Source organism: Dyadobacter soli (assembly GCF_900101885.1).
Classification (GTDB): Bacteria; Bacteroidota; Bacteroidia; order Cytophagales; family Spirosomataceae; genus Dyadobacter; species Dyadobacter soli.
Genome location: NZ_FNAN01000001.1, coordinates 12127 through 26040 on the forward strand (window position 1 = coordinate 12127; position 13914 = coordinate 26040).

Sequence of the window (13914 nt, forward strand, 5' to 3'; positions counted from 1 at the left end):
TAATAAGAATCAAAGCAATGCTTATACAAATCAAATGTCAGTTGGCATGCCGCAATTGCTCGCGGAAGAGCAGGGGAGTAGTTTGGGTGTTTTGTTTGAAATACTTGTTGAAATGGGAAGGATATTCAAAACCAAGCGTGTAGGCGATCTGGGCGGCATCCCAATCTGTGTTCAGTAACAGTGTTTTAGCCTCTTCCACAATGCGCTCGTGAATGATCTCCCGGGTGGTTTTGCCGGTCGATTTTTTGAGCACATTATTCAAATGGTTCACGTGGATGCTCAACTGGTCGGCGTACGCGGCGGGAGTGAGCAGTCGCAATGGATTTTCCGGTGAGTCGACGGGGAATTGCTGGTTGAGTAATCCGAAGAAGCGCGAAATCAGACGATCGTTGGTGTTTTCGCTCACGACCGGCCCTTGTAAACGGATTCCTTCGAGGATGATCATTTGCAAAACGCTCCGGATCATATCGAGACGGTAGGTATAAGTGCCTGACAATAAGGATTCCATCTCGCCGAATAGCTGGCGAAAGCGCTCCTGGTCGGCCGTTGTGAGCGGGATAACCGCCTGAATGGCAGGATTGAACAACGCGCTCCGGTACCGGACCTCCTGCCGGACGCTGTTCAGCAAAAATGTGTCATTAAAAAGGCAGTAAAACCCCGTTTGCGATTCCGAAACAGCGTGGTACGACGACGGTACCCCCGGATTGGAAAAGATAATGCCCGCGCCTTCGATGGGCGTTTCGCGGCCGTCGGCAACATGCATGCCCTGCCCGATGATGAGGCATATCTTATAGTAATCGCGCCGGTTGTACGGCGTCATGCGGTTCAGGCAGGTGCGCTGCTTCACATTGAAATGGCTGACATTCGCCTGCGACGCCAGTTCCGCGGGCATTGGCTGTTTCGTCCGTTCGTAAAACTGTTGAAGCGTTTCGGTATGCATGGGTACTTTGGTGTTATACAAATCAAAGCCAAAGATAACCATTTATTAGTCCATAATATGAATGAACTGGCCGTACTTCTCAGTTTTGTCGTTGCCGGTAATCATGTATGCTTCATACTTTCCCGCCGGAACATCATTCGGAATCTCGTAGGCCAGGAACACTATAAAGCCATCGAAAATCGGGTAGAAATTGCCTTGATAAGACATAATGTATTCTTTTTTGCTTTGCGCGTCCACCAGCACGAGGTCGTTTCTATCCGGAAAAGCGCCCGAACGCTGCCGGTAGGCGATGATCGGCTCGCTCCGGGAAACATCCACGAAGGAAGGGAAGTAACCGAGCCGGACCCCCATTTCCGTGACAAACGATTTTCTGCGGGAGGGCTGGCTGAGAATACGCAAAACCGGCTGATCCGTCGCTTTTTTGATATAGAATTGATCCTCGCCCATGTATTTTTCAACACCCGTTTTGTCGTCGTAAGGCTCCACGACCTTGCCGTCTTTCCAGTAAATCGCTTTGTAATTGCCGGTTGGAAGGTCGGCGGGCAGCTCACCGCTCAGCGCACCGGCGTTTTTGAACTGTAAAGGAATCCTGAGCGACGCTGCGTGGTCGTTACCGATGGTCATTTCGTATTTGCCGTCTTTTGGAATATTGTAGCCGCTCAATTCGAAATACCGGGTGGATTGGAGCATTTGCCATCTTGGCGTTTGAAGTTGCAGCGCGCCGGGCTGAATGGTGATGCTACGTGACAAAACCTCGGTTTTCGCGCCCCAGATTACCTCTGCTGTATAAGTGCCGGCGGGTATGGTGGGCGGAAATGCAAGGCTGAGCTTCTGACCGTCCTCCGAATGTTTCTCGGTCGGGTACAACCAGTGGGCTATCGCGCCTGTCGATTGGTTTTTCAGCACAACGACCGGATGCTGGACAATCGCCCCGCTATCATTTACTGTGAACCTCGTGCCGCCAAAGCTGGCCGGTACCGCAATGGCGGCGTCCGGCCCCAGCACGACCTGGTGATCGCGCGCAGGTTCCGTGAGCGTGACAGACTTATGTGGAATTACGATAATTTGAAAAGTCCGGGGATTTCTCGTGGCGCTTTCGAGCGGTAGGCTCAACTCTTTTCCCTCAAAACTAAACCCTTTCACAAGCTCCGACCGGCTGGAATATCCCGTTCCGAATGTGATATGCGGTTTGATAAAATCGCCACCCGCATAATTCTCAGGTAAGTGAATGACTATCAGGTCCTTTTCGACGATGACGTCCTTCGATTCGACACCGTCGACGGAGATATCGATTACGTCTATTTCCTCAATGGGACCGGTTTGAGGGATAGGGCCATCCTTTTTCCTGCATTGCTGGAAAAGTAATGCCAATAACAGTGTCAGGGATAGAATTCGCTTCATAAGTTTACCGTCGTTTACCTGTTAAAGTTAGTAAAAACTAAATGATACTCAGTGCGTTTCGCGTACAGGTTGTAAAAGCGTCCTTCTTCGGTCACATCTGTGCGATAATGGACATTATTTTTAGTTTATTTTTATTTAATTAATTGAAATACAATTGCTTGTGTATTTGGCATTTGTTTTTACTACCCTACCGCAGCAGACATATCATTTCGCGTAAAAACATCCTGAGCCATGTTCAGAAATTACCTCAAAATCGCCTGGCGTAACCTCTGGAAAAGCAAGACTTTTTCATTCGTCAATATCACGGGACTGGCTGTCGGCATTGCCGGTGTGCTGCTCATCACGTTTCACATCCGCCACGAGCTGAGCTACGAGAAAGGTTTTGAAAAGGCCGATCGCATTTACCGGGTGACTTACCAAAGTACCGACGAAGACGCCCGGCATTGGGCTGCCACTGCGCCCCCGCTGGTGCCGGCATTGCAGCGTGCTTTTCCGCAGATCGAGGCGGGCGTGAGGCTGCACCGGTTGTTTCCGTACCAGCTTTTCAGCTACACCAATCCCGGCGGTGAGGTGAAGCGGTTTGAAGAAAAGGGCGGTTTTTTTGCTAATGAAAACGTGACAGAGGTGTTCGAGCTGCCATTCGCGGCGGGCGACCCGAAATCTGCGTTGAAAAACGCGAACACCATCGTACTCAGCGAGGCCATGGCGAAAAAGTACTTCGGAAACGCCGATCCGATGGGCAAAACGATCCGCGACGAGCGTGCCGGAATACCGCTGCTGGTAACCGGCGTCGTAAAAGCACTCGATTTCCCGAGCCATTTCCAGTTCGATTACCTGGTTTCGATGCCGACCGTTGAGCGATATATCAACCAGCGGATGATGGAAAACACCGGTTGGGCTGGCTTTTACAACTATGTTTTGCTTCGCGAGGGTACTACGCAGGCGCAGGTTGAGGCCGCATTACCTGCATTTGCCGTTAAATTTTTTGAACCTTCGGGCGATTCCGAGCAAAAGATCCTCGCCACCCGTCACCTGCATTTACAGCCTATTCGCGACATTCATTTGCATTCAAAGCTGGAAAAGGAAATGTATCCCAACAGCGATATTACCTACATCTATATTTTCGCCGTTGCGGCAATATTCATTTTGCTCGTAGCGACCGTCAACTTCATCAATATTTCTACCGCGCTCGCGTTCAACCGCATGAAAGAGATCGGTTTGCGCAAAGTTGTGGGCGGCACGCGGGGCCAGCTGCTGCGGCAGTTCCTGGGCGAATCGTTGCTCATTACCCTGCTGTCTACGGCGGTGGCGGTGCTGCTTTTCAAAATCATTATCCCTTATTATACCAATGTAGCCTCGGGTGGTTTTGTGTTCGAAAGCATGTTTACCTGGGCCAATATGGGCATCGTCGCATTGCTCATCATAGGCATTGCATTGCTGGCGGGGCTGTATCCGGCGTGGTTTGTGGCGCGGTTCAACCCGGTGGTGTCGCTGAAAGGCAAGCGCCTTTCAGGCACGACCGTGAATTTCGTCCGAAAAGGGCTGATTGTCTTCCAGTTTACAGTCTCGGTGTTCATGATATTCGGCACGATGATCGTCTACCGGCAAATGCGGTTATTCCATGAACAAGATCTTGGCTTCAATAAAGACCAGTTGGTGGCCGTAACGATGTACGACCAGATGCAGGAAAAATACGGCGTACTCGCGGACGATATGTCAAAAAACAGCAACATCGCCAGTTTTTCAATCATTTCCACGCTGCCAGGCGAACGTTTCGGTAACTACGACGCGTCGCCGCTGCACCGGCCGGAGCAGAATCCGCTGCCGGAAAACTCGCGCATGCTCTGGTCGGATGAGAAGTTCTTAACCACGCTCGGTATTCAGCTGAAAGACGGCAGGGCTTTCCGCAAGCAATTTCCCGAAGTCAAAAACCATGAATTTATCCTCAACGAAGCGGCTGTCAAAGTGTACCGCCTCAAAAATCCGGTCGGTGAGGCATTTGTGGCCGATGGTGATACGGGTACGGTGGTAGGCGTGGTCAAGAACTTTAATTTTGCTTCGCTGCACGGAGGCGTGGAGCCGCTGGTGATCCAGTATATCCCTTTCCGGTCCAATTACATTCTCGTGAAAGTGAAGGGCGGGTCGTTGCCCGCGACCATCCAGTTCCTTGAAAGCCGCGTGCACGCGCTGGCACCGGATGCTAAATTCACCTACTCGTTCCTGGACCAAAATCTCGACAAGCTTTACGTGACCGAGAACCGCATGAGCAAAGTGTTCACCGGCTTTGCGGCATTGTCCATATTCATTTCCTGCCTCGGTTTGTTCGGGTTATCGGCCTATTCGGCGAAGCTGCGGGTGAAAGAAGTAGGCGTTCGAAAAGTGCTGGGCGCCTCGGTGGGCAGTGTGGCATTCCTGCTCTCGCGCGACTTCCTGCTGCTCGTGCTCATTGCCATCGCGGTATCGCTGCCATTGGCCTGGTGGGCGATGGATCGTTGGCTGGGAGCATTCACCTACCGCATTACCATTGGCTGGGAAGTGCCGGTAGTGGCTGCCCTGGCGGCATTGCTGCTGGCGGTGGTGACGATCAGTTTCCAGGCTGTCAAGACGGCGCTGCTGAACCCCGTCCGGAATTTGCGGGCCGATTAAGAAGAACAGTATGACCTTCGTCATTGTTATTCAGGTCGTGTGAATGGTAAATTTCAGTTCCTACTCGCCTTATATAAGGGAGTTTGAGTTGAACAGGAGATTTTGGAATGGCAGGAATAACGATTGGAATACTAAGGAACTGTATTTTAACCCTGGGTGCGGCCACTATGCTTTGGGCTTGCAGTGGCGAACGAAATGCACCGTCGGAAAAGGAAGAAGAACGGGTGGAAACGATCGCCGACCTGGGCGCATTGCCGTTGAAGGCTGTCGATCCCGCGGATAACCCCTCGACGCCCGAAAAGGTGGCGCTGGGCCGGTTGTTATTCTTCGATCCGGTACTTTCGGGGAACAAAGATGTATCCTGCGCCACCTGTCACCAGCCCGAATTTAACTATGCCGAATTCCTCGAAACGTCCATTGGCGTAAATGGTGTCGGGCGTGGGCAAAGCCGCCGGTTTGTGGATCCCAACGACATTCCGTTTGTAAAAAGAAACTCACAAAGCGTGCTCAATACCGCCTTTAACGGGCTCAGAAACAATGAGGAATACGACCCGGCATCCGCTCCGATGTTCTGGGATATGCGCGCCAAAGGCTTGGAACAGCAGGCGTTGGAACCGATCAGGACTTTGGAGGAAATGCGCGGGAACGGCTTTCACGAAACCGGTATCCTGGATGAAGTCGTGATCAGGCTTTCCAAAATCCCCGAATACCGCCGGCTGTTTGCTGTGGCTTTTCCGGCAGAGCAGTCGCCCGTCAGCCAGCTCAGCCTCGCACGCGCGCTCGCTGCGTACGAGCGCACGCTCATCGCGACCAACACGCGTTTCGACCAGTACATGCGCGGCGACAGCAATGCATTATCGACCGGCGAGAAAGAGGGGATGAATGCATTCCTCGTTACGGGTTGTGCCAAATGCCATTCCGGCCCGATGTTCTCGGATTTCAAATTGCACACCCTGGGCGTGCCCGACACCGAAAACCGGAAGGAAAGCGACTCGGGAGCCGATAAAAAGTACGGATTCCGCACACCGACACTCCGCAACCTCCGCTTTACCGGCCCTTATATGCACAGCGGCAAGTTCGCCACGCTCGACCAGGTGCTCATGTTCTATGAAGATATCGCCGGTGGTAAACTGCTGAACCCTTATGTAAAAGAAGGGCAGGTGGACCCGCTTGCGACGCATATGGACGTCAATTTCAAAGACATATCGCGGATCGTCGAGTTTTTGAATACGCTCAATGACGATTCGTTCGACAAATCGGTACCCGAAAGTGTTCCCAGCGGATTGCCGGTGATGGGTAGATAAGGCATGCAGGCTACATTTGGTTTGAAGTATACATTGCTTTACCTTGAAAACTTTCTCCCAGTAACCCGTCGATTTATGACAATCAATACTAAAATCCTGGTTTTCCTGCTCGCATTGCTTGGGGCGGGCACCATTTCCGTTCCGTCGTCCGCGCAAAAGTCGCCTTTGAAAGTGCTCATTGTCGATGGGCAGAACAACCATGAGCAATGGCCCAAGATCACGGCCATGATGAAGTACTACCTGGAAGACAGCAAAAAATTCGCCGTCGACATCCAGCGCACGCGCTACACCTGGCAGGGCGACAAGCTTGTGCAGGAATATCCCGTAAGCGGCCCGGCCACCGAAGCGTTGAAACAGCCCAAAATGGATTCCGCTTTTCACCCCAAATTCTCCAATTATGATGTGGTGATATGCAATTTCGGCTGGAATGCGGCGCCGTGGTCGGCCGAAGCGCAGAAGGACTTTGAAAAATTCATGAAAAACGGTGGCGGGCTCGTGGTCATTCACGCAGCCAACAACTCGTTTCCGCAATGGCCCGCCTACAACCAGATGATCGGCCTCGGCGGCTGGGGCGACCGGACCGAAAAAGACGGCCCGTACGTTTACTACGACCAGAACGGCAAAGAAGTGCGGGACACTCAGCCGGGTAAAGCGGGCTCTCACGGTGCGCAAATGGAGTTTAAAATCACCGTCCGCGAACCAAATCACCCCATTACCAAGGGCATGCCTGCCAGCTGGCTGCACAGCCGCGACGAGCTTTACGACCGTCTCCGCGGCCCTGCCGAAAACATGCAGATCCTGGCCACCGCATTTTCCCCGAAAACAAACAACGGTACCGACCGCAACGAGCCGATGCTGATCGCGCTACGCTACGGCAAAGGACGCATTTTCCACATGGCATTAGGCCACGCCGACTATTCGGTGGAATGCGTGGGCTTTATTACCTGCCTGCAACGCGGGAGCCAGTGGGCCGCAACCGGGAAAACAGATATCCCTATTCCTTCCGATTTCCCGACAGAGACCGAAACGAAGCAGCGCAAGTTTGCAAAGTGATTTACCTTAAATGTGGACCGGCAAGCGCCGCGGAACGATCTTCCGCGGCGCTTTTTTGTAAATACTTATTAAACGGTTTGGGAAGGATTGGTCGGGGTGTATCCGGCGGTAAATCAGTGAGTTATAAATGCCGACGGTCGGGTGCAAAAAAGGTCGCGTAGGGAAGTTTGGCCTTGTAATAGGGTTGTAAATATATTCTACAAATACATGAAAGATTCATTTAGAAGTATTTCATCTTCATAGTTGTATTTTTGGAAATAGTTGTACTATTTATAACAGCACCTAATCCAATATTTCTACTATGATTACATTTTTTACCTCGAAGTTTTATTTCAAAAAGTCGTCGAAACTGCCATTGCGGCGCCTGGGCCTGAAAGCCCTGATTGGTTCATTGCTTGTGCCTGCGGGCGTATACGCGCAGCAGACCGATACACTTCTTGTAGCGAAAGATACTATTCAGAATGTGCGAATGGCCGTTTTTCAAAACGGCGGTTTCGTCCTGGGCGGCGAATATACCGGAGACGCGATGGGAATCGTGCCTGCCGCGGGGCCCGGGACGCGCCTGTTTTGGTATCCCGGAAAGGCAGCATTTCGTGCGGGGTCAGTAACCGGTTCGCAGTGGGCTGGCCAGCTAGTAGGAGATTATTCCATTGCCGTAGGCTACAATGTACGTGCATCGGCATCGGGCGCAACGGCGTTCGGCAATGGCACGACCGCAGCACAGGTGTCATCATTTGCAGTAGGTGAAAGTAACGTCGCCAGCGGAGCCGCCTCTGTTGCAATGGGTTATCACGCACATACCAATGCCCGCCAGGGAAGCTTTGTATTTTCCGACAGGTCTTCCGCGGACACGCTCCGTGCCGGTGTGAACCACTCAGCCAACTGGCGCCTGAGCGGCGGGTTCCGCATATTCACTTCTTCCAATCTTAGTACCGGCCTGACAGTCCAGAGCGGATCTACTGTCAGTAACTGGGGACAATCGGATGCCGTGATCTCTACTTCTACCGGCGCTATGCTAACGACTGGCGGGGTATGGCAGAATGCGTCGGACGTGAACCGCAAGCACCGCTTCGAACAGATAGCAAACGAAGAGATACTCGAAAAGCTCAGGAAGCTACCGGTAACGCGCTGGAGCTACAAAACGGAGGCCGAAAATATCAGGCATATCGGGCCGATGGCGCAGGATTTCTATGCGGCATTCGGGCTGGGCAGCGATAACCGGGGTATCGGCACCGTCGATGCCGACGGTGTGGCACTAGCCGGTATCAAGGCACTGGAAGAGCGCACCCGCAACCTCGCGGGTGAACTGGAAAGCCTGAAAGCGGAAAACGCAGCGCTTCGTCAGCAAATGCAGGATAACAATGGTAATTCCTGGATGGGATTTGCCGGTTTCGGTTTGCTTGCGCTGGGAGGTGGTTTGGTGTGGGCACGCCGGCGGATGGCGTCGGGCGGAAGCCGGGTTTTCCAGGCGTAGCGCATTCAGTCCTTTCCTTTTTATTTAATCCAAAATATTCCAAATGAAAGCTATACTTATGATGGCGGTCCTTGCCGGGCTCAGCGGGAGTGCCGCTGCGCAGGGATTGTCAACCGTCGACGGGGCGCTTACCGTCCAGGGCGGCATTTTGCAGGTGAAAGGCAACCTGGAATTGGGCGGCGGATCATTTACGAACAATGGCAATGTATTCGTGTCCGGAAACGTGGTCAACAACCAGGCGATGGCGGAAGCGGATACAGGGACATTGACGCTCGACGGCTCCGCGTCGCAAACCATAGGCGGCAGCCAGGCCTATTTTACTCGTCTTCTGACGATCAACAACCCCTCGGGCATAGTGCTCACCAACAACCTCAAAGTCGGAGGGAAAGTTATCTTCTCCAATGGGCTCGTGGACGCTACCAACGGCCTGGGTGCGCTGGTGATTGGGGATACCGCTACGGTGGTGGGGGTATCCGACGAAAGACATGTGAAGGGTTACGTGGTCAAAACCGGGACGGGCAGCTTTGCGTATCCTGTTGGCGATGGGCTTCGGTACCAGCCCGTTACATTGGAGCTGACCGACAACAGCGCCGGCATGAGCGTTCGTTACTATGCGGAGGATGCGGGTACAGGCACTTTCACAGGTACCGGCGCTTCCGACATTGCCCTGGAAGCCTACAACAACGAAGAATACTGGGATCTTTCGCCAAGAGGAACCGCTACCGGCAAGGTGATTATTACCTATGACGATTATAGAAACCCGACTATCACCGCCTCCGAAAACCCGAACGTTTTCAGCATTGCCCACCTCACGGGAGGCAACTGGCTCAATGAAGGCCATAATGTCAGCGGCACGCTTACAGCCGGCACCGTAACGAGCGAGGTGATCTCCGTGTGGAGCCCGTTCACCGTTGGCGCCATCCCGGAAGCCGGTTTGCCTGTAACGCTTGTCAGCTTTAATGCCAGGGCGGTCGAGAACAATGCACTGATCGAATGGCAGACGACGAGCGAGGAAAATGCTTCGCATTTTGAAGTGGAGCGCAGCCTCGATGCCAGGAAGTTTGTGAAAATCGGTACTGTCAATGCGGCGGGTAACAGCAATGCATTGCAACGGTACAGCCTCACAGACCGCACTTTCGGCAGCCAGACGCAAACGGTGTACTACCGTCTCCGCTCCGTGGATCTGGACGGTACTTTCAGCTTGACGAGGGCTGTTTCCCTGCAACCGCGTGGCGCGGGCCGGTATGCAGGCGTGTATCCGAACCCCGCCCGCAAGGCGGGCACGGTAACTGTCTCTTCCGGCATTCCGTCAGGCCAGGTGAGCCTTTGGGACATGCTTGGTCGTGAAATACCCGTGCGTAAATCGTCCCTGTCCGACGGTTCGGTACAGGTGAACCTGAACGGCGTCGCATCCGGTATGTATTTGCTGAAACTCACTACCAATCAGGGTGTTGTGAGCCACAAGCTTGTTGTTGAATAGCCATTAACCCCCCTTTGATCCATCAGACATGAAACGAATTATCATAACTTCTCTTTTTGCATCTATATCCATTTACGCCAACGCCCAGGTGGGAATAGGCACAACCACGCCCCGCGCCGGATTGCATGTGGCCGACAGCAGCGTCGTGTTTGCCGCCCCCGGTGACGTGTCCGGCAACAAACCCGTGCCCGTAACTGGAGACGGGCGGCGCATGATGTGGTATGTTGACAAAGCTGCATTTCGTGTTGGTTATGTAGGTTCATTTTCAAGTGATTATTGGGATGCCGAGAATATCGGTAACTACTCGTTCGCAGCGGGCCAGCATGTGCGTGCTTCCGGTGCAGGTTCTTTCTCCGTCGGCTTGGCGACTACCGCAAGAGGTGAGGCGTCGGTAGCATTGGGAAACAGCAGCACGGCGTCTTCAGACCGCTCTCTGGCATTTAATGGAACTGCCGAAGGAGTGGGTGCCATCGCAATCGGCAGCGGCGCGCAGGCGTTGAACGACGACGCGACAGCCATCGGACCGTCGTCCATCGCGCTCGGACTTGCTTCGGTTGTGATCGGGCCGTCCATTGCCCACGGCGATTTTGCGGTTGCCATCGGCTTGCAAAACAGCGCGAGGGCCCGATTCTCAATGGCACTCGGCAAGAATGCGCGGGCAAAGCACCAGGGATCGATTGTGATCAGCGACGCCAGTGCCGGGTTCAGCAGTGACAGCGCTTACAGCACGGTCAATAATCAGCTGACGATGCGTTTTGCCGGAGGGGCACGGATATTCACCAATCAGGGGCTTAGCAGTGGGGTTGAAATTTCCGCAGGCGGAGGATCGTGGAGTGCCGTCAGCGACCGCCGCAAAAAGGAGCATTTCGAAGTATTGAATACTGAAAACATCCTTCAAAAAGTAGCGCAGTTGCCGCTTACCAGCTGGAACTACAAAAGCCAGCCTGCAACCACCAGGCACATCGGCCCGATGGCGCAGGATTTCTATGCTGCATTTGGCCTGGATGGTATCGGAGCCGATACGACGATCAATTCCTCGGATATCGACGGTGTGAATATGGCGGCCATCCAGGCGCTTGAAAAACGCACCAGGGATTTGCAGGAGGAAAATGACCGCCTGAAAGCAAAACTGGAATCCATGGACGCGAAAATGGCTTCCATCGAAAAGATGATCATGGGTGTACCGCGGAAAGAGGAAGTTTCGGCTTCCAGGTAACCTGAATATTCAAAGGAGCTGGACGCGGCGCGTCCGGCCATTGTTCAAGCCCGTATTCTCCTGGCAGGATACGGGCTTATTTATTTTATCCCTCCGCGCAAACACTGTATTTAGCGCCATATCACGTAATTATACGAAATATCGTATCGTAATTTGGAGTTAATATTATTTTAATTAACTGTAAATCAGTTGGTTAAAATAATGGCACGCGCCTTGCAATTGAATATACCGTCCGGGCAGTTTTTCACTGGTGATACAGTATGACAATCCTGCCGGGACAACCCATTTCACTTTCATTGAAACGAAGATGACGGATGCCAGCTCACCGAGGCTGCTGTAAGGGGTGTGCACTTTCCATCCGTTCGTGCACGGGACAAACCAACGTCGGCGCGCCGTTCCCGCGAAGTCCGATCAGCAACACGGTGATTCAATGAGGGGGAGTTTTCAGGATTAATAAAAGAACTTAACCAACATGAAAAAGAAGAAAAAAAAGCAAGCTATCAAAGACTATGCGACTGATCCTAACCTTTCCAGGGACGTCCGGGAGTTCCTGAAAATCGTCAATAATTCCGGGGGGCCCGCTCTCGAAACATTACCGCTGGCCGATGCACAAGCCGGGCTGGCCAATGCACAGGCTTCCGTGGAAGTAGATGTTTCGGGTGTTAAAATAGACCTGAAAACCATTACCAGCGACGGCTACACGGTAGATCTGCACATTGTACGTCCCGAAAACGCAACCGGCACGCTGCCTGTATTCATGTTCATTCACGGAGGCGGCTGGATACTCGGCGATTTCCCGACGCACCACCGGCTCGTCCGCGACATCGTGCTCGAATCGGGTATGGCGGCGGTTTTTGTGAACTACTCCCGCACTTCCGAGGCGCGTTACCCGCAGGCGATCAACGAAATTTATGCCGCTACGAAATGGGTTGCGGCCAACGGGGCGACAATCAATGTCGACGGCAGCAATATGGCCATCGTCGGAAACAGCGTAGGCGGTAATATGAGTACCGTTACCTGTCTGATGGCGAAGGAAAAAGGCGGGCCGGAGATCAAGCTGCAAGTGATGATGTGGCCGATCGTGGATGCCGATTTTGAAACCAAATCCTACCGGAAATTCGGCAAAGACCGCTTCCTGAGCACCTCGCTCATGAAATGGATGTACGACCTCTACATCGAAAATCCCGAGGAGCGCAAAAGCATTTACGCCTCACCATTGCAAGCGACGCTGGAACAGCTGAAAGGCCTGCCGCCAGCCCTTATCCAAACCGCCGAAAACGATATTCTCCGCGACGAAGGCGAGGCCTACGGCCGCAAACTCGACGAAGCCGGCGTGCCGGTTACCACTGTACGCTACGACGGAATGATCCACGACTTCGGGCTGCTCAATGGCCTGGCCACATTACCGGCCGTGCGTTCGCACATCCGGCAGATCGGCGCGGAACTGAAAAAATACCTGGGCTAGTCCCCGTCATTCTCCAAAAGATTCACCCCTAATCCATTGAATATCATGTCAAAATTTAACTCCATCGCTGTTGGAATGCTCGCTACTGCATTGTTTGCATTCGTGTCGCGCCAGCAAATAGAATCGAAACAGAAAGCGGAAGAACCGAAAAAAGGCGTCAAAAACATCGTGCTGGTACACGGCGCATTCGCCGACGGTTCGAGCTGGTCGAGAGTGATCCCGCTCCTCGAAGCAAAAGGTTTCAAAGTGACCGCGGTACAGAACCCGCTCACCTCGCTCAATGACGACGTTACTGCTGCCAAACGCATTATCGCATTGCAGGATGGCCCGGTGCTGCTCGTAGGGCATTCGTGGGGTGGCGTGGTGATTTCCGAAGCCGGCAACGACCCGAAAGTAGCCGGGCTCGTATATGTAGCAGCGTTCGCGCCCGACAACGGCGAGTCGCTCAATGACGTGGCGCAAACCGCCTCGCCGGGACCGGGCAACGAGCAGGTAAAAGCCGACGCCTCAGGCTTCCTATCATTGACGCCCAAGGGGATTTTCGAAGATTTCGCACAGGATCTTCCCATGTCCGAGCGAAGGGTGATCCTCGCCACACAAGGCCAATGGGCCGCCTTCACCACCGGCGAAAAGGTGAGCAAAGCCGCCTGGCACGACAAGCCATCGTGGTTCATCGTAGGCGGGAAGGACCGGATGATCAATCCCGGATTGCAACGCACATTGGCCAAAAAAATCGGTGCACAAACCCTTGAACTGAATTCCAGCCACGTACCGATGCTCTCGCAGCCTGCGAAAGTGGCCGCATTCATCGCCAATGCCGCCAGTAACGTGGATAGCAAAGGGTTGGCTTCCAAATGATTTTAAAAGTTCCCAGGTCACCTTTCACTTCGTCGACAGGTGGCCGGGAATTTCTTTTCGCATTTAAACACATAACG

10 protein-coding genes are annotated in these 13914 nt (G+C 53.2%); 8 read left to right on the forward strand and 2 right to left on the reverse strand.

Annotation, left to right across the window (positions count from 1 at the left end):
• Positions 1-37 precede the first annotated feature (37 nt).
• Together BLQ88_RS00060 and BLQ88_RS00065 are read right to left on the reverse strand one after the other, a co-directional pair.
• Positions 38-940: a helix-turn-helix domain-containing protein gene (locus BLQ88_RS00060; protein WP_176884829.1), complete on the reverse strand. Its 903-nt coding sequence runs from the start codon at positions 938-940 to the stop codon at positions 38-40.
• Positions 941-985: 45 nt separating this feature from the next.
• Positions 986-2341 carry a hypothetical protein gene (locus BLQ88_RS00065; RefSeq protein ID WP_090145535.1) on the reverse strand — a complete coding sequence of 452 codons (1356 nt, stop codon included), beginning with the start codon at positions 2339-2341 and terminating at the stop codon, positions 986-988.
• A gap of 231 nt (positions 2342-2572) precedes the next feature.
• On the opposite strand from BLQ88_RS00065, the gene BLQ88_RS00070 reads away from it, so the two are divergent.
• The 8 genes from BLQ88_RS00070 (at position 2573) to BLQ88_RS00105 (ending at position 13837) form a co-directional block, all read left to right on the forward strand.
• Complete coding sequence (locus BLQ88_RS00070; protein ID WP_090145536.1) at positions 2573-4987, forward strand: ABC transporter permease; 2415 nt, start codon at positions 2573-2575, stop codon at positions 4985-4987.
• A gap of 167 nt (positions 4988-5154) precedes the next feature.
• Entirely contained in the window at positions 5155-6291 is a 1137-nt protein-coding gene (locus BLQ88_RS00075) for a cytochrome-c peroxidase (protein WP_090145537.1), read from the forward strand.
• Between the two features lie 75 nt (positions 6292-6366).
• Positions 6367-7344 carry a ThuA domain-containing protein gene (locus BLQ88_RS00080; protein WP_090145538.1) on the forward strand — a complete coding sequence of 326 codons (978 nt, stop codon included), beginning with the start codon at positions 6367-6369 and terminating at the stop codon, positions 7342-7344.
• Positions 7345-7645: 301 nt separating this feature from the next.
• A complete protein-coding gene (locus BLQ88_RS00085; protein WP_090145539.1) occupies positions 7646-8818 on the forward strand; it encodes a tail fiber domain-containing protein in 1173 nt (390 codons plus the stop codon).
• Positions 8819-8861: 43 nt separating this feature from the next.
• Complete coding sequence (locus BLQ88_RS00090) at positions 8862-10298, forward strand: T9SS type A sorting domain-containing protein (protein ID WP_090145540.1); 1437 nt, start codon at positions 8862-8864, stop codon at positions 10296-10298.
• Between the two features lie 28 nt (positions 10299-10326).
• Positions 10327-11514: a tail fiber domain-containing protein gene (locus BLQ88_RS00095; protein ID WP_090145541.1), complete on the forward strand. Its 1188-nt coding sequence runs from the start codon at positions 10327-10329 to the stop codon at positions 11512-11514.
• Positions 11515-11986: 472 nt separating this feature from the next.
• Entirely contained in the window at positions 11987-12979 is a 993-nt protein-coding gene (locus BLQ88_RS00100; protein WP_090145546.1) for an alpha/beta hydrolase, read from the forward strand.
• Positions 12980-13024: 45 nt separating this feature from the next.
• Positions 13025-13837 carry an alpha/beta fold hydrolase gene (locus BLQ88_RS00105; protein ID WP_090145547.1) on the forward strand — a complete coding sequence of 271 codons (813 nt, stop codon included), beginning with the start codon at positions 13025-13027 and terminating at the stop codon, positions 13835-13837.
• Positions 13838-13914 lie beyond the last annotated feature (77 nt).